The sequence below is a fragment of the Variovorax sp. TBS-050B genome, assembly GCF_029893635.1.
Classification (GTDB): domain Bacteria; phylum Pseudomonadota; class Gammaproteobacteria; order Burkholderiales; family Burkholderiaceae_C; genus Variovorax.
In genome coordinates, this window is record NZ_JARXYR010000001.1 from 100,246 (window position 1) to 117,464 (window position 17,219).

Annotated in this window: 14 protein-coding genes; 4 read left to right on the forward strand and 10 right to left on the reverse strand. The window is 68.5% G+C overall.

Translation table 11 applies throughout. The features are described 5' to 3' along the window. Positions 1-65: 65 nt before the first annotated feature. The 6 genes from argH to M2165_RS00495 form a co-directional block, all read right to left on the reverse strand. The gene (gene argH / locus M2165_RS00470; protein ID WP_280812698.1) at positions 66-1,565 is read right to left on the reverse strand and encodes an argininosuccinate lyase; all 1,500 of its coding nucleotides are present in this window, start codon (positions 1,563-1,565) and stop codon (positions 66-68) included. Beyond that, a complete protein-coding gene (locus tag M2165_RS00475) occupies positions 1,562-3,025 on the reverse strand; it encodes an NAD(P)/FAD-dependent oxidoreductase (RefSeq protein WP_280812699.1) in 1,464 nt (487 codons plus the stop codon). The genes argH and M2165_RS00475 overlap by 4 nt, the downstream gene beginning before the upstream one ends. Beyond that, complete coding sequence (locus M2165_RS00480; protein WP_280812700.1) at positions 3,022-3,318, reverse strand: (2Fe-2S)-binding protein; 297 nt, start codon at positions 3,316-3,318, stop codon at positions 3,022-3,024. The genes M2165_RS00475 and M2165_RS00480 overlap by 4 nt, the downstream gene beginning before the upstream one ends. After that, complete coding sequence (locus tag M2165_RS00485; RefSeq protein ID WP_280812701.1) at positions 3,302-4,444, reverse strand: FAD-dependent oxidoreductase; 1,143 nt, start codon at positions 4,442-4,444, stop codon at positions 3,302-3,304. The genes M2165_RS00480 and M2165_RS00485 overlap by 17 nt, the downstream gene beginning before the upstream one ends. A 164-nt stretch (positions 4,445-4,608) precedes the next feature. Beyond that, positions 4,609-5,505 carry a LysR substrate-binding domain-containing protein gene (locus M2165_RS00490; RefSeq protein WP_280812702.1) on the reverse strand — a complete coding sequence of 299 codons (897 nt, stop codon included), beginning with the start codon at positions 5,503-5,505 and terminating at the stop codon, positions 4,609-4,611. Positions 5,506-5,512: 7 nt separating this feature from the next. Then, positions 5,513-6,424, reverse strand: a complete 912-nt coding sequence (locus M2165_RS00495) for a LysR family transcriptional regulator (protein WP_280812703.1) — start codon at positions 6,422-6,424, stop codon at positions 5,513-5,515. A 108-nt stretch (positions 6,425-6,532) separates the two neighbouring features. On the opposite strand from M2165_RS00495, the gene M2165_RS00500 reads away from it, so the two are divergent. Further along, entirely contained in the window at positions 6,533-7,420 is an 888-nt protein-coding gene (locus tag M2165_RS00500; RefSeq protein WP_280812704.1) for an aldo/keto reductase family oxidoreductase, read from the forward strand. A gap of 21 nt (positions 7,421-7,441) precedes the next feature. On the opposite strand, the gene M2165_RS00505 is transcribed toward M2165_RS00500, so the two are convergent. After that, on the reverse strand, positions 7,442-8,383 hold the full coding sequence (locus M2165_RS00505; RefSeq protein ID WP_280812705.1) for a LysR family transcriptional regulator: 942 nt from the start codon (positions 8,381-8,383) through the stop codon (positions 7,442-7,444). A gap of 102 nt (positions 8,384-8,485) precedes the next feature. Between M2165_RS00505 and M2165_RS00510 the strand changes: the two genes are divergently transcribed. The 3 genes from M2165_RS00510 to M2165_RS00520 are packed head-to-tail and all read left to right on the forward strand — an operon-like array spanning position 8,486 to position 11,868. Then, complete coding sequence (locus M2165_RS00510; protein ID WP_280812706.1) at positions 8,486-10,327, forward strand: gamma-glutamyltransferase; 1,842 nt, start codon at positions 8,486-8,488, stop codon at positions 10,325-10,327. 28 nt (positions 10,328-10,355) lie between these two features. Then, positions 10,356-11,324, forward strand: coding sequence for a tripartite tricarboxylate transporter substrate binding protein (locus M2165_RS00515; protein WP_280812707.1), 969 nt, complete (start codon positions 10,356-10,358; stop codon positions 11,322-11,324). Beyond that, positions 11,317-11,868, forward strand: a complete 552-nt coding sequence (locus M2165_RS00520) for a GAF domain-containing protein (RefSeq protein WP_280812708.1) — start codon at positions 11,317-11,319, stop codon at positions 11,866-11,868. The genes M2165_RS00515 and M2165_RS00520 overlap by 8 nt, the downstream gene beginning before the upstream one ends. 261 nt (positions 11,869-12,129) lie before the next feature. On the opposite strand, the gene M2165_RS00525 is transcribed toward M2165_RS00520, so the two are convergent. From M2165_RS00525 to M2165_RS00535, 3 genes are all read right to left on the reverse strand, one after another. Further along, entirely contained in the window at positions 12,130-13,749 is a 1,620-nt protein-coding gene (locus M2165_RS00525) for a hypothetical protein (protein ID WP_280812709.1), read from the reverse strand. Continuing rightward, positions 13,746-15,038, reverse strand: coding sequence for a hypothetical protein (locus M2165_RS00530; protein ID WP_280812710.1), 1,293 nt, complete (start codon positions 15,036-15,038; stop codon positions 13,746-13,748). The genes M2165_RS00525 and M2165_RS00530 overlap by 4 nt, the downstream gene beginning before the upstream one ends. Positions 15,039-15,121: 83 nt before the next feature. Next, entirely contained in the window at positions 15,122-17,218 is a 2,097-nt protein-coding gene (locus tag M2165_RS00535; protein ID WP_280812711.1) for an N-6 DNA methylase, read from the reverse strand. Position 17,219 lies beyond the last annotated feature (1 nt).

Genomic DNA, 17,219 nt, shown 5'->3' on the forward strand with positions numbered 1-17,219 from the left:
GCGCATTTCTCAATCCTCGGTGAAGCTGCGGCCCGTCGGAGCAGGGCGCCGCATGGGGGGTGGGTTTAAAGGGCGAGTCTCCGGATGCTCTGCTTGAGGTCCGCGCGGGCCTCGTTGCTCTTGTCGCGTCGGGCGGCGTTGCGCTGGCGGTCGGCCGCCGAGAGGCGCTCGAGTTCGGCCACGCGTTCCTCGACGCGCACCGGCGCCGGGCCGCCCGGCACCAGGCGGCTGTGGACGCTGGCGAGCGGGTCGAGGCTCGCGCGCACTTCCTCGTCGCCGAGGTCGAGCGGCCGGCCGAGCTGGTCCAGCGCGGCGCGGTTCAGCATCTCCAGGCCGACCTCGTCGGCGCCGAGCGCGCGGTCCATCGCCTCGCGCACCACCGCGCCCACCACATGGTGCGACTCGCGGAACGAGAGCCCCGCGCGCCGCACCAGCAGGTCGGCCAGGTCGGTGGCCGAACTGAAGTCGCGGCGCACGCGCCGTGCCATCGCCTCGGCATCGGGCTCGGCGGTGCGCACCACGAGGTCGAGCAGCGCCAGGCAGCGCAGGCATTCCTCGCCGGCCTCCCAGAGGCTGCGCATGCCCTCGCGGCTCGCATCGCCCGTGTGGCTGAAATTGGTGCCCCTGATGGTCGAGAGCGATGCGCCCAGCAGGCCGATCAGGTGGCCGCCCTTGCCCTTGAGGTACTCGAGCACGACCGGGTTCTTCTTCTGCGGCATGATGCTCGACGTGCCCGCCACCCGGTCCGGGAAGTCGATCAGGCCGAACTCCGCAGTGCACCACACGAAGTAGTCCTGCGCGAAGCGGCTCCAGCCCACGGCGCAGATCGTCATTGCCGACAGCAGCTCCAGCGCGAAGTCGCGCGAGCCTACCGCATCGAGCGCGTTCGGCAGCACCGCGCCGAAGCCGAGCAGCCGCGCGCTCTCCGCGCGGTCGATCGCGAACGAGGTGCCCGCGAGCGCGCCGGCGCCGAGCGGGCAGCGGTCGATCAGCCGCTCGACCTGCTGCACGCGCTCGATGTCGCGCGTCAGCACCTCGGCCATGGCCGAGAGATAGAAGCCGTAGGTGATCGGCTGCGCGGGCTGCAGATGGGTGTAGCCCGGCATCACGGTGCGGCTGTGCCGCCGGGCGCCTTCGAGCGCGGACGCGCGCACGGTGCACAGCGCATCCACCAGCGACAGCGCGAGCTCGCGCGCACGCATGCGGTCCATGGTGGCGAGGATGTCGTTGCGGCTGCGCGCCATGTGCAGGTAGCCGCCGACGTGGCTGCCGGCCACCCGCATCAGGTGCGCCTCGTAGTTGAAGTAGGCATCCTCGATCGACGGGTCCAGCGGCACGGCGGCCACGCCCTCGTCCTCGATCCGCGCCAGCGCGCGGGCGAGCTCCGCGGCCGGTTCGCGCGGCATCAGCCCGGTGTGCAGCAGCATCAGCAGGTGGGCCTGGTTCACGTCGTTGAGCGGACCGAACACGGCCGGGAAGTCCTTCGCGAGGCGCGGCGCGTAGATGTGCTCGGTGACCTCGGTGGCGGTGCCTTCGGTGAGGCGGCGGCTGACTTTGGAGTTCATGGTTTCTTGAAGCGCACCACGGCCTCGCGCGAGGCCTGGGTCTGCGGCAGCGCGGCGATCTCGCCCAGCGTCACCGGCTTGATGGGAAAGCGCACGCGGTAGCTGCCCACGTCGCGCGGATGGCGGCCCTGCTCGTCGGCCATCACCTCGGTCACGGTGAGGCCGCAGAAGCGGCCCTGGCAGGGGCCCATGCCGCAGCGCAGGAAGGCCTTGAGCTGGTTCGGGCCCTGGCAGCCCAGGCGCGTGGCCTCGCGCACCTGCGCGGCCGTGACTTCCTCGCAGCGGCAGACGATGGTGTCGCCCACCGGGCGGCGCAGGCGCTCGGGCACGCGGTAGAGCGTCTCGAAGAACTCGCGACCGCGCGTGGCGCGCGAGAGCGCCGCGCGGTGCGGCGCGGCCTCGCGGTCGCGGGCCGCTGCATCCAGCACGCCCAGCGAGGCCGCCGCATGCAGGGCCGCGAGACGGCCGCGGTGCTCGGCCGCGACCGCGCCCGCGATGCCCGCGCCGTCGCCCGCGATGGTCAGCTGCGGCACGCTGGTGGCGCCCCAGGCGTCGACCACCGGCTCCCAGCAGTCCTGCCGCTCGTTCCAGGCATGGTCGGCGCCGATCGCGCGCGAGAGCTGCGTGTTCGGCACCACGCCCTGGTGCAGCAGCAGCTGGTCGACGTCGATCGTGCGCGTCTCGCCGCCGGCCTCGTAGCGCAGCTGCGCGAGCCGGCCCTGCACGCCGATGGCTTCGAGCGCACCGACGCCGCCGACGACCGGCACCTGCGCCTTCACCGCGCGCAGCAGCTTCAGCCCCTTGCCGAGGTACGGCGAGCGCAGGAAGCCCCAGGCATGCGGCAGCGCGCGGCGCCACTGGCCGGGCACGCCGGTCTCGAGCAGCGCATGGATCTTCACGCCCGCGTTGAGGTACTGCCATGCGAGCAGGTACAGCAGCGGCCCGGCGCCGGCGAGCACCGTGGTGCCGGTGGGCACCACGCCCGCGGTCTTGAGCAGGATCTGCGCGGCGCCCGCGGTCAGCACGCCGGGCAGCGTCCAGCCCGGCACCGGGAAGGGCCGCTCCTGTGCGCCGGTGGCAAGGACGATGTGGCGGCAGTGCAGCAGGCCGCCCGTGCGCTCCGCGGCATTCGAGTAGGCGACCTCGAAGCCGCCCTCGTCGCGGCGGTTCACCGCCCACACCATCGCGCCCGCGACATGGCGTGCGCCGCTCGCGCGGAACGGCGCGAGCAGGTCCAGGCCGTGCCAGTAGTCGGCGCCCAGGATCGCGCGGTCCTGCACCGGCGTGCTGCCGATGGCGCGGTAGATCTGGCCGCCCGGCGCGGGCTGCTCGTCGATCAGCACGGTGTCGAGCCCGAGGCGCGCGGCCCGCGTCGCAGCGGCCAGCCCGGCCGGGCCGGCGCCGATGACCAGCAGGTCGCATTCGAGCGGCGCGCGCAGCGGCAGCGAAGGCGCGTTCATGCCTTCACCTCGCGCGCACCCAGCTGGCGGTTCACGACCATCCCCTCGCGCACCCGCGTCATGCAGGCCTGCTGGTTGGGCTGCCCGTCGATGCCGACCAGGCAGTCGTAGCACACGCCCATCATGCAGAAGGGGCCGCGCGCCGTGCCCGAGACGGCGGTGTCGCGGCAGGCATCGATGCCCGCGGCCAGCAGCGCGGCCGCGACGCTGTCGCCCTCGCCGCAGGCGATCGACGCGCCGTCCACGGTGATGCGCACCGTGCGCGCGGCGGGCGGCTCAAGCCGACTGAACATGGAATCTCCTGGTCGAAAAGCCGTCGAGCGCGGGCGCCAGCGCGCCGGCGGCGATCATCGGCGCGAGCGTGAAGGCGTGGATCGCGGCGAGCGTCACGCCGCTGTGGCAGGTGGCGATGAAGGCGCCCGGATGGCGCGCGGACTGCTCGTAGACCGGAAAGCCGTCCTTCGCGCGCACGCGCAGCGCGGACCATGCGCGCACCGCCCGCACGTCGCCCAGCGCGGGCAGCGTGCGCACCGCGCGGTCGGCCAGCGTGGCGAGCACCGGCAGCGTGGTGACGTGGTCGGCATAGCCCGCGTCCTCCTGCGAGTCGCCGACCAGCCAGCTGCCTTCGTCGTTCTGGCGCAGCGTGACCATCGGCGTGTCGAGCAGCCGGCGCGTGCGCTCCAGCACGATGATCTGGCCGCGCTGCGGCGCCATCGGCAGGTCGATGCCGACCTGCGCGCCGAGCGCGCCGTTGTGCAGGCCCGAGGCCAGCACGATCTTGCGCGCGTGGATGCAGCGCGCCGCGGTGCGCAGGTGGAACATGCCCGCGGAATGCTCGATCTTCTCGACCCCGTGGTTCGGCAGGTACGACACGCCGCCGCGCGCGAAGGCGGCATGCAGCGCGCGCAGCAGCTTGAGCGGATTGACGATGCCGTCGTGCGGCGTCCAGATCGCGCCGGTCACGTCGGCGCCGAGGCCGGGCACCAGCGCGGCCGCCTGGTGGTGGTCGAGCAGCTTCCATTCGTAGGGCTCGACGCCGGGCTGCGCCATGAGCCGCTCGACCCAGGCGAGGCGCGCCTCGATCTCGTGGTCGCCCATCAGCGGCGTGAGGCCGCCCTTCTGCTCGAGCGCCACGTCGATGCCGGTCTCGTCGAGCAGGCGCGCCGCGAGCTGCGGCCACAGCCGGGTCGAGCGCAGTGTCCAGTGGCTGTAGGCCCCCATGCCGTAGCCCTTGCTCTGCAGCCAGACCAGGCCGAAGTTGCCGCGCGAGGCGCGCAGCGCGACGTCGCCCTCGTCGAGCACGGCCACCGACTCGACGCTGCCGCGCAGCCCGTAGGCGATCGCCGATCCCACGAGGCCGCCGCCGATCACGGCGACGTCGAAGACGGAGGAGGAGGAAGAGGAGTTCGCCGAAGCCATCAGCACGGCCTCGGGCGGAGTGGAAGGGGCTCGGAGGCCCGGCGCGGAATCATGTTCGACATTCGTGGGTTCCTGGTGGATCCAGGGTCGAACGAGTATTGCGGCGCCCCCGCGCCGGACGCAAATACGAGTGTGTCAGGGCCCCATACGAAAACCGTATGGGCTCAGTCCAGCGCCTGCAGTTCCTCCGCGATGACCTGGCCCGCGAGCGCCTGGAAGCGGTCCACCAGCGCATTCGAGGGCCGGTGGCGCGACAGCAGCAGGTAGCTCACGAAGGGCACGCGCGGCGCGAACGGCCGCACCACGATGCCGGTGTGGCGGTAGCTGCGCGCCACCAGCGGGTTGACGATGCTCACGCCGAGCCCGAGGCCCACCATCTGGCAGATGGTCGCGCCGTACGGCGTCTCGAAATGCATCAGGCGCTGGTCGTCGCCCGCGAAGGCGGCGTCCACCGCGGCGCGCAGGCCGTCGCCGTGCGCCATCGAGATGAACGATTCGCCCGCGAGGTCGGACGGCCCGATCACCGGCTTGCTCGCGAGCCTGTGGCCCGGTGGCAGCACGCAGCAGCCGTCGACGTCGCACACCGCATGCGCATCGGTCAGCGTGCCCGGCGGCAGGTAGGACACGAAGCCCAGGTCGCACACGCGCGTGTTGACCCACTCGGCCACCAGCTGCGAACTGCCGGTGTCCATGGCCACGTTCACCTCCGGATGGTCGGCATGGAAGCGCTGCAGCACCAGCGGCAGCACCGTCATCGCGAGCGAGGGCACGGTGCCGATGCGCAGCCGGCCCTTGCCGAACTGGCGGATGTTGCGCGCCGCGTACTTGAGCGCATCGAGCCCGACGAAGGCGCGGTCCACCTCGCGCAGGAAGGCCATGCCCTCCTCGGTCGGCGTGAGCCGGCCCGCGCTGCGCGTGAACAGCACCAGGCCCGTGGAGGCCTCGAGCTGCGCGATCAGCCGGCTCACGTTGGGCTGCGAGGTGTACAGGTCGGCGGCCGCGGCCGTCATGGAGCCCGAGCGCATCACGGCGCGGAAGGCGTCGATTTCCTTGAACTTCATGCGGGTCTCAGCGCGGCTGCGGCCATGGCGTGGCCTTGACGAATTCCACGAAGGCGCGCAGCGGCGCGGGCAGGTACTGGCGGCCCGAGAAATACAGGAAGGGCCCCGAGAAGCTCGGCCACCAGGGCTCGAGCACCGGCACCAGCTCGCCGCGGCGGAAGTACGGCGCGAGCCAGTCCTCGAACAGGTAGACGATGCCGCTGCCCGCGACCGCGGCATCCACGGCCAGGTCGGCGGTCGCGCCGATGCCGACGATCAGCGGCCCCTTCGGATCGACCTTGACGGCCTCGCCGTTGCGCTCGAACTCCCAGGCATTCATCGCGCCGCTGGAGAAGCGGCCGCGCAGGCAGGCGTGGTCGAGCAGCTCGCGCGGATGCGCGGGCCTGCCGCGGCGCGCCAGGTAGTCCGGCGCGGCCGCAGCGGCGAAGCGCTGCACGCGCGGACCGATCGGAATGGCGACCATGTCCTGTTCGAGCCGCTCCTCGTAGCGGATGCCCGCGTCGCAGCCTTCGGCGAGCACGTCCACGAAGCGGTCTTCCGCCTCCACCTCGAGGCAGATCTCCGGGTACTTCTGCAGGAAGGGCGGCACGATGGCCGGCAGCACCAGGCGTGCCGCGCTGACCGGCACGTTGAGCCGCAACCGTCCCGCCGGCCGGTCGCGCAGGTCGTTCACCACGTCGAGCGCCGCGCGCACCTCGCCGAGGGCCGGCTCGAGCCGCTGCAGCAGGCGCATGCCGGCATCGGTGGGGGCCACGCTGCGCGTGGTGCGATGAAGCAGGCGAACGCCCAGGCGCGCCTCGAGCCGCCGCACCGCATCGCTCATGCGCGATGCGCTGGTGCCGGCCACGCGCGCGGCGCCGCGGAAGCCGCCCTCGCGCGCAACCGTCAGGAAGGCGGTGAGGTCTGCAAGATCGTCCATCGATTGTCCTGATTTCCGCACAGCCCGTGCGGATTGCGATGGATTGTCGCGCGAAGCCGCGGTGCCTAGATTCGTGGCATTCGTTCTTCCACTCCTTCAGGACCGCCCATGAACACCGCTTCGTTCCCTTCCACCTTCACCCTGGGCTCCCGCCCGGTGCAGCGCCTCGGCTATGGCGCGATGCAGCTCGCCGGCCCCGGCGTGTTCGGCCCGCCCAGGGACCGCGAGGCCGCGCTCGCGGTGTTGCGCGAGGCGATCGCGCTCGGCGTCGACCATATCGACACCAGCGACTTCTACGGCCCGCACGTCACCAACCAGCTGATCCGCGAGGCGCTGCATCCCTACCGCGACGAGCTCGTCATCGTCACCAAGGTCGGTGCGGCGCGCGGCGCCGACGGATCGTGGAACCCGGCGTTCTCCGCCGCCGAGCTCGAGCGCGCGGTGTCCGACAACCTGCGCAACCTCGGCCTCGACGTGCTCGAGGTGGTGAACCTGCGCGCCATGTTCGACGTGCACGGCCCGGCCGAAGGCTCGATCGAGGCGCCGCTGACGGTGCTCGCCGAGCTGCGCGAGCGCGGCCTGATCCGGCACATCGGCCTCAGCAACGTCACGCCGGCGCAGGTGGAGGAGGGCAGCGCGATCGTGCCGATCGCCTGCGTGCAGAACCACTACAACCTCGCGCACCGCGCGGACGATGCGCTGATCGACCAGCTCGCCGCGCGCGGCATCGCCTACGTGCCGTTCTTTCCGCTCGGCGGCTTCTCGCCGCTGCAGTCGGCCGCGCTGAACGCGCTGGCCGCGCAGATCGGCGCGACGCCGATGCAGGTCGCGCTGGCCTGGCTGCTGCGGCGCGCGCCGAACCTGCTGCTGATTCCGGGCACCTCGTCGCTCGCGCACCTGCGCGAGAACATGGCGAGCGCGCAGCTCGTGCTGACGGAGGAGCAGATGGCGCAGCTGCAGCGCTTCGAAGGACAAGGCGGCGCGGCGGCGCATTGAGCGCGCCGGGGCGCGCGCGCATCAGCGCAGTGCCGCGGCCAGCGCCTCGATCACCGCCGCCTTCGGCGAATCGCGCAGCCACGCCAGCCCGACCGGCGGCAGGTTCCACGGCAGCGCGCGCGGCATGACCTCGGCCGCGCCGGTCGCGGCCACCGCCTGGGCCACGTCGCGCGGCAGCACCGTCACGCCGCGCGGCAGGTGGCGCAGCGCCGAGGCCACGGTGCGCACCGCATAGGCTTCGAGCAGCGGCACCGGCAGGCTGCGGCCCGCGGCCGCGAACACGGTGTCGATCATCTGGCGGATCGGCGTGTCCGACGGCGGAAAGATCCAGTCCATGTCGGCGAGCCGCGTGATGTCGAGCGAGAGCTGCCGCGCCAGCCGCGCGGCGCTGGCCTTGGCCACCACCACGCAGGCCTCTTGGCGGTAGAGCAGCTCCTGCACCAGGTCGTCGTCGGTGCTGTCGTGCGAGAAGCGGCAGATGGCGCAGTCGAGGCTGCGCCGGCGCACCGCGAGCACGAGGTTGTGGGTGGTGTCCTCGTGCGCGAGCAGCGCCATGCGCGGACGCTGCGCGAACAGATGCTGCCAGGCGGCATCGAGCGTCTGGGTGGCGGCATAGGGGATCACGCCCATGCGCAGCCGCCCCTGCAGCCCCGCGCCGCTGACCGCGCGCAGCTCCTGCTGCAGCGCCTGGCTGTCCGCCACCGCGAGCCGTGCGCGCGCGAGCACCACCTCGCCGGCCATGGTGGGCTCCAGCCCGCGCCGGCTGCGCACGAACAGCGGCGTCATGAAGATGTCCTCCACGTCGGCGAGCGCGCGCGTCACGGTCGGCTGCGCGAGCGAGAGCTGCTGCGCCACGCGCGTGATGGAGCGGTGCCGTTCCACTGCGAGCAGCAGCACGTAGTGGCGCAGTTTCAGGCGCGTTTCCAGGCGCAGGGCGAAGGCATCGGGCGTCGTCGGCAGCATCGCCGGAGCATAGCAATCAATGCATGCATCCATAGCAAATCATGTGCATTGGCCTATTTCATGCGTTCAGAATCGGCGCATCCCTTTCGATGCACCAGAACCATGAACAGCTTCACCACCCGCCCTGAGATCGTCGGCACGCATGGCGTCGCGGCCGCCACCCACTGGCTCGCGGCGCAGACCGCCATGGGCGTGCTCGAACGCGGCGGCAACGCCTTCGACGCGGCGGCGGCCGGCGGCTTCGTGCTGCAGGTGGTGGAGCCGCACCTCAACGGCCCGGGCGGCGAAGTGCCGATCCTGCTGTGGAGCGAGGACGAGCGCCGCATGCGTTCGATCTGCGGCCAAGGCACCGCGCCGGCGGCGGCCTCGGCCGCGGCCTTCCGCCGCCTCGGGCTCGAGCAGGTACCGGGCATCGGGCTGCTGCCGGCCACCGTGCCGGGCGCCTTCGGTGCCTGGCTCTCGATGCTGCGCGAGCACGGCAGCTGGCCGCTGGCCGACGTGCTGGCGCCCGCCATCGGCTATGCGCGCGACGGCTTTCCGCTGGTGCCGCGCGCGGTGCAGGCGATCGTGGCGGTGCAGGCGCTGTTCCGCGAGCACTGGCCCAGCTCGGCCGCGGTGTGGCTGCCGGGCGACCGGGTGCCGGCGCCCGGTGCGCTGTTCCGCCAGCCGCAGCTCGCCGCCACCTACGAGCGGCTGGTGCAGACGGCCGAGCGCGAAGGCGGCGGCAGCCGCACCGGCACCATCGACGCCGCGCTGCGCACCTGGTACCAGGGCTTCGTCGCGCGCGAGATCGACGCCTACTACCGCACGACCAAGGTGCGCGACACCACGGGCGAGGCGCATGCCGGCCTGCTGCGCTACGACGACATCGCGCAGTGGCAGCCCACCGTCGAGGCGCCCCTGACCACCGACTTCGGCCGCTACACCGTGGCCAAGTGCGGCTTCTGGAGCCAAGGCCCGGCCTTCCTGCAGCAGCTCGGCATGCTGCGCCATGCCGGCCTCGAGCAGCATGCGCCGCACACCGAAGGCTTCGTGCACCGCATCGCCGAGGCCGCCAAGCTCGCGCTGGCCGACCGGCTGGCGTGGTACGGCAGCGCACCGGGCGCCTCGCGCGAAGCGCAGCAGGCACTGCTCGCGGACGACTACCTGCGCCAGCGCTGGCAGTCGGCGGGCGATGCCGCCTCGCGCCAGCTGCAGCCGGGCTCTCCGCTCGGCATCGCGCCACGCCTGCCCGACCTCGATGCGGCGCTTCGCACGCTGCGCACCGCCGACACGCGCTTCGGCATCGGCGAACCCACCTTCGCCGCGCTGCCGCCGGTGTCCGAATGGGCCGAGCGCGAGGTCTTCGTCGGCGACACCTGCCACATCGACGTGATCGACCGCCACGGCAACATGGTCGCGGCCACGCCCTCGGGCGGCTGGCTGTCGTCGAGCCCGGTGCTGCCGTCGCTCGGCTTCGCCATCAGCACCCGGCTGCAGATGACCTGGCTCGACGAGGGCCTGCCCAACTCCGTCACGCCGGGCGTGGCGCCGTGCACCACGCTCTCGCCCTCGCTCGCGCTGCGCGATGGCGAGCCCTACATGGTGTTCGGCACGCCCGGCGGCGACCAGCAGGACCAGTGGTCGCCGGCCTTCTTCCTGCGCCATGCGGTGCACGGCATGAACCTGCAGGAGGCCATCGATGCGCCGGCCTGGCACGTCGACCATTTCCCGGCCTCCTTCTGGCCGCGCGCCACCACGCTGAACCGCCTCACGGCCGAATCGCGCTTCGCTCCCGAAGTGCTCGACGCGCTGCGTGCCCGCGGCCACGACGTGCAGGTCGGCGAGCCATGGTCCGAGGGACGCATGTCCGCCTGCAGCCGCGAGCGTGATGCGCAGGGCCGCCTGGTGCTGCGCGCCGCGGCCAATCCGCGCGGCATGCAGGGCTATGCCGTGGGGCGCTGATCCTTTTTTTCCTTCAGGAGTTTTTTCGATGTTCTCCCTCATCCGCCGCGGCGTTGCGCTGCTCGCCCTCTGCGGCTTTGCCGCGCTCTCCGCCGCCGCCGACTGGCCCGAGCGGCCGATCACGCTCGTGGTGCCCTGGGCGCCCGGCGGCTCGACCGACATCCTCGCGCGTTCGCTCGCCGAGCAGCTCACCAAGTCGCTCGGCCAGACCGTGATCGTCGACAACCGCGCCGGCGCCTCGGGCAACATCGGCTCCAACTTCGTCGCCAAGGCCAAGCCCGACGGCTACACGCTGCTGATCGGCTCGATGAGCACGCACGCCATGAACCCGGCGCTCATGCCGTCGATGCCCTTCAAGGGCGTCGAGGACTTCACGCCCATTGCCCAGATGGCCAACGTGATCAACACCATGGTCGTCAACCCCGAGGTGCCGGTGAACAACGTGAAGGAGTTCATCGCCTATGCCAAGGCCAACCCCGGCAAGCTGGCCTACGCCACGGCCGGCCCCGGCTCCACCAACCACCTGAGCGCCGTGCTGTTCGAGAAGGCCGCGGGCATCCAGATGCTGCACGTGCCCTACAAGGGCGGCGCGCCGGCCGTGGTCGACACCGTGGCCAACCAGACCCAGGTGCTGTTCTCCGCCGGCACGCAGACACTGCCCCACGTCAAGGCCGGCAAGCTGCGCCTGCTCGGCGTGACCGAGGCCAAGCGCTCGCCGCTCCTGCCCGACGCGCCCACCGTTGCCGAGACCCTGCCCGGCTACCAGCTCGGCGTCTGGTACGGCGCCTTCGGCCCCGCCCACATGCCCGCCGCGCTGGTGAAGCGGCTCAACGAAGAGATCAACAAGGCGCTCGCCCAGCCCGAGGTGCGCGCGCGCATGGAATCGATGGGCGTCGAGATCGTCAAGGGCACCCCGCAGCAGTTCGCCGCGGTGCTGCGCAGCGACGCCGACCGCTACGGCAAGCTGATCCGCGAACTGGGCATCAAGAATGAGTGAGGCATTGCTCTGCCTGCCCCTGGCAGTCTGCCGCGCGCTCACGCACGAGCTGCCGCGCGCAGGCGGCATGGCGGCCGCGCTGGAATGCATCGACCGCGTGCGAAGGCAGCAGCTGGGCGAAGGGCTGCTCACGGTGAACGTGGTCGGCGCGTCGTCTGTGGCGGAAGACGGCGAGGGGGACGACACCACGATCGAACTGCAGCGCGTGTGGACTTCGGACCCTGCGGCGTATCCGGTGGGTGGGCGCAAGCGCAAGGCGATGACGGGGTGGACGCGCCAGCTGCTGCGCCGCGGCGAGCTTTTCGTGGGCGAGGGCGAGGCCGCGCTGCGCGAGGTGTTCGACGACCATGAGCGCATCGCGGGGCTCGGGTTGCGGGCGGTGGTCAATGTGCCGCTGCTCGATGCGGGCGGGCGGTGCCGGGCGACGTTCAACCTGTTGGGTGTGCGGGGTGTGTGGGCGCCGGGGGAGCTTGCGTTGGTGGAGTTGTTGGGGGTGCTGGCTGCGCCTTGGGTGTTGGGGGTGGCGGGGCTCGATCGGGGGTGAGGGGCGGGGAGAGCGTGAGGGCGCTTTTGAAGGCAGGTTCAGGGCAGCTTGCCCGTTCGTGACTTCGATGGCGTCCATTCGGAATCGAGGGACTGCTCTGCAGCGGGAGCTGACGATCGGTGTGGACAACCGAATGCGCGGTTCCTCCCGGTGATCAGCCATTGGGCCCGCAAGTCAGGAGCGCCCGCAACGCCCTCCGATTGTCGAGCCGCAGGCCTGGGTACCGGTCGCGCAGCGTCTAGGGGCGACCCAGTCCCTCGTTCACGTGCCAATGCCGCGCAGCCCGTAAAAGATTTCGATGCTCTCGGTCAAGGCCTCCTCCAGTTGCCGCGTGCTTTCAAAGCGCAATTGCTGCCAGCTCTTGAGGTTGAACCCGATGTCAGTTTCGAGCTCGGGGCCGCGCGTCTTCTTGTCGGCGATCAACACGAAGTTGTCCTGCGCCAAACCTTTGCCCCGGTTGAGCCCCATCAGATAGCCGATCTCGTGATAGACGTTGCGATTGCCAAAGGTGAGGTCCGCGATCAACAGCCCGCAGCCTTCAATCACTTTGAGGATTTCGTCGTCGATGGTGTAGCTATGGCCCTTATTGAACTGATCGATGCGGATCTCGCTCAGCCGGATGTCGAGTCGGTGCTGCTCGTTGATCTGGCGCACGGTCTTCTTGATGGTCTCGAAGGCTTCTTTCGTTTCATCTCGGAAAGCCATGGAAACGAAGATCTGACGCTGCCGCGCCGTCAGCACGCTCTCGAACACGTCCACCAAGCTGGCCGCATCCACCGCCTGCGTCCGGCCCAAGTGGTAGTGGTAGCCCAAGCCTCGCGTGGTAGTGTCCGGGCTCAGACGGTCAATCCGGTTGCTCTCGATCCAGCGCACAAACGGCGGCAGTTGGCGGCCTTCGTTTTTGAGCGCGAAGTACAAGAAGGCCGTCAGCACCCCGTGGCAACCGGACGCGCGCAGCGCCTGTCCGTCCACAGCACCGTAGTAGGCATTAACCGAGATCAGAGCCTGGCGGATGCGCTCCACTTCGGGCTTCAATCGCGCCTGGTTGGGATCACCCGCCACCATCTGCTTGGCCGTCAAGAACTGCGCTAGACCCAGCGCCAGGGTGTGCTTGTTCTTGAAATGCTCGGTCAAGCCACCGAGAAAGTCTGTATTGAACTGTGGCAGCAGGTGGCGCGCCAGCCAGTAGGCTGCGCCAAAGCTCGGCTTGGTGAGTAGGTCCTCGTCGCTGAACAAGGCGCCATCGCCGTCTTGCAGGATCAGCCGCAGGTTCTCCTCGGAGGTGAGCGGTATCTGCTTCGCATTGATGTTATGAAAGACGACCTTCTCGAAGCGCTGCTTCTCGGTGGGGTCTTCGTGCAGCACCACGCAAAACGGCGTGTCGAGCTGATAGGTCGAATCACCCGGCTTTAGATCGCGTGCCGCGCTCAAGCGATGGTTGCCGTCGATGCGAAATAGCCGCACGCCGTCCTCTCGCGTCAACTGATCCTCGGGGATGTCGAGGTAAGCCAGCGTGGGGGCTGCACTGCCGCCCACAATCTCCAGGCCCTTTGGCAGTTTGGTCTTGACCACCCGCACCGAAAGTCCGTCCACGTTTGATGCGAAGCCCTTGCCCGTGAACAGGTCGCCCAGCGGTTGGACCTCGCGCTTGCCCACGCGCTTGTAATCGAAACTGAGCGAGGCAGACAGCACTACCTCGGGGAAGAACAGAAACTGTCGGTCTGCCAGGAACTGTTCGATCTCACTCCGATGGGTTTCGATCAGGTTGCGCTGGTAGGCACCGTCGAAGCGCGAGCAACGAGCCAGATCGCCCAGCGGCGCCACGCCACGGATGACCGTGAAGCCGCCCAACGAGGTATGCAGGATGCCGGAGAGGATCACGATACGTCCGCCTTCAAGAGTTGTTGCGCAAATCGCGCGCGGCCTTTCTGCCAGAGTGCTTCGGCGTGGGCGCGAAGGCGGGTGGCCTCGACCTGTCGAATAAGGGTTTCGTCAACGATGCGCTGCTGGGTGGCTATTTCAGCGAGAGGGATAAGGAGATTGACCACATCCTCATTGGCCAGACGTGGATGGGTATTGCCAGTCATCATGTGCTTGGTCTGCGCCACGATAAGGCGGGTGCGCATCACGACTGCAAGATAGGCGGGCAGTAGGGTCGACCGGTCCCGCACTCGCATGACGTGAAACTCCGTCGAGCAAACGCCCGCGAACTGCGCGAGCCAAACCTTGTTTAAATATGGCCGCAGGCGGCCATAGAGTACTTCATCCGTTTCGAACGCAAAGCATTGCCCGGCAGCGGTTTCAATCGCATCCGTCAACTGGCCAGCGTGACTGGCTACCGATGCCAGGCCGATGTATCTGGCCTTTCCGGGGCTGGAGACAAGTTTTCTCTGGAATGAAACTAGGCTGCCCAACGGGGCATTTGGAAGCGCCTTGATCGCCTTGAGAGCGCCCATGCGCTCCGGGTGGAAGTAGTCAGCTGAGATCGTTGAGACAGTCTTTGCAAGGCCGAGCCGAATCGCATAGCCCCCCTGCGTGGGAGTCGAGACCTCCGGCAGGCCGAGGGTGCTCGTAATGAGTTCGTCCACCGCGTAGAGCAATCGGTCTGCTTCCGCTGACGCCCTATCTCGTTCAATTCGGGCGGCTTCAAGCTCAGCGAGTAGGCGCTCCTGTTCCGAGATGTTCGGCAGCGGGATCAGAAGGTCTCGCAGCTCTTCGGCATTCACGTTCGACATCCCCGCCACCTGCCGGCTCACCTGATCGATTTGTATGCGGCCGGCGGGTGAGTTCAGGAAGGCAGAGACAAACCCAGGTACAGCCCGTTGAGTATCCAGCCGCACGCGAATCAGATACGAGGCGAAAACCCAATCGCCGTCTTCGCCGAAGGCTTCACATTTGCCAACCAGTTCCTTGGAGTTGGTGCGGTTGAAGAGCAAATCGCCCTTGAGCAGGCGATAGCGATCTAGATCCAGATCGTCCAGCTCGATGTGCTTTAAGTCGGAAAGATCCCAGCCATTCGCCTGGAGGTTGTTCATGCGAATCATCGGCACGCCCAAGCCCCCTGTATTGGCGCGTTCCGAGATCCCGTACTGAATGAAGGTGGCCAGCTTGCCTAATGGCACCATTGGGTAGCGCGGGCTGGCATAGTAGGCGCGCTTGCGCCGGTTCACCTCCTGATACTGCGGGTCGAGTCGTGCGGCCGAGTCCCCCCGCCGCACCGCAAAGCAAATGGCTTGCCCTGCGGGGACGGGGGTCAGACGAAAAAAGGTTCAGGCTGCTTCTTGAAGGCCTCGTACTGGCCGAGCAATCCAGTGCCGGGGATGACCTTGCGGTGGCGTTCACTCCAGCGACCGGGCTTCTTGCCTTCGCCGGGCACCCAGTCGAACTCGACTTCCCAGTTGAACAGGTCGCAACGCTGCCTTTCGATGCGACGTTGCTCGGGCACTTCGCTGAGCACGTCAATCTGGTAGGTGCTGCGGCCGGTAGCGTCGTAGCCGATGTTCTCGGCCATGGCCATGAAGATGGCTTCGTCGTTACTGGCCTGTTCGCCAGGCTGGCGCTTCTCCAGGAACACGACGCTAGACTTAACGCCCGCACCGAAGTGCGCAAAGGCGAACTGCGGCAGGCTTACCACCGCCAGCACCTTGAAGCGCTCCAGCAGCCATTCGCGCACGCCCTGCAAGCTGGCGTTGGTGAGCAGGCCATCAGGCAACACCACGGCCGCCTGGCCGCCGGGCTTGAGCAGTTGCCAGATGCGTTCGCAGTAGATGACCTCCGTCTTGACGCTGGCGCGCTGCTTGATGGATTTCTTGCCGGCTTTGGGGTCGGCGGCGGCGTCCTCGGGATCGTCCTCGTCCTTGCCGCCTCCCTTGCCGACGTAGCGTGACAGCTCATAGCTCTTGAGGTAGGCGTGCAGCTCTTCCTTGATGACCGCGCCGAAAGGCGGGTTGGTGGGTATCTTGGAGAAGCCCTTGCGCTCGTCGCGCTTGACCACGTCCTCGACTTTGCCGGTCTCAGGGTTGTATTCGCTATCGCGGTAGATGCCCATGACCTTGGCGAACGCGTCGTTTTTGAGCGCGATCGCGCCCAGCGGCTCCAGCGCGTCGTGGCCCATGACATTGGTGTGCCCGTCGTCGTGCACGATCATATTCATCTTTGCGACGCGGGCGATCTCTTCGTTGATCTCGATGCCGAAGAGGCGCTTCTCCGCGAAGCTGTGCCAGTAGTTGAAGTGCTCTCGGCTGTCGTCGTCGTAGTACTGGCTTGCCAGCTTGCGCACGTGGTCGAGTGCGTGCAGCAAGAAACCGCCGGAGCCGCAAGCGGGGTCCATCACGTCGTCGCTAGCCTTGATATCCAGGATCTGGATGGCGAAGGCGATGATGTTACGCGGTGTGAAGTACTGGCCGAAGTCACCCTTGAAAAAGCCGTCCATGAACTGCTCAAAGGCCACGCCCTTGGTGTCCAGGTCAGTGGCGGTGAGATTTACGCTTTCCAGGTGCAGCACGACGTTCTTGAGCGTGACGTCGTCGATCTTGATGTCTTCGTTGAAGACATCGGGCTCGCTCTGTCGCTCAATGGAGTAAAGAATCTTGATGCGCTCGGCCAGACGTTTGGGCGTTTCGAAGGTCTTGACCTGGAAGGCGTACGGGTCGCCCTTTTTGCGCGCGGTCTTCTCGTCCCGGGTCTTCAGGAAGATGAGCTTGGTCAGCTCTCCAAATGCCATGGGTGGTGAGAGCCGTCCGCCACCCCACAGGGTTTGATGGCACTTGCGGATGGTCTTGATCAGGTTGTCGCGGGTTACGGCGCCAATGTCAGGCTTGCCGGGGGCTTTGTGGTAGTACTTGTACTCCTCTGGCCTGCCGTACTGCGCGGGCAGGTCGGCAATGATGTTGGCCTCCCGCTCCAGGACGCCGAAGCGGTCGGAGCAGTCGTAAAAAGCGCGCGTCTGGCCGGCGATAACGCCGACGTACACAGCGCGAAACTTGTGCGCGTGGCCGTTGCCGAAAGCTTGTTCGATGGCCTGCTTGAACTCGGTGTCTGTGACAGCATCGCGCTTGCACTCAATGACGGCAAAAGGTTGCGTTCGCGCCGGGTCCCGGAAGACCACCAGGTCGGCACGATCGACTGGCGTCCGGTCGGGCACAGTGACTTCGATGCCGATGCACTCTGGCGCGTACCCGTATTGGTAGATCAGCTCCGCGTAGTAGGCGGCTCGGATCTTCTCCTCCGGGTCGGACCACTTTTCCGTGATGTTCACCCCGACGTAGCGAATCTTCTCGGTCTTGCCAGTGGTAATGAGCTGCAGGTGACCATCCGCGATGGCGCGCTTGGTCAGTTCGGTGAGTTGCATG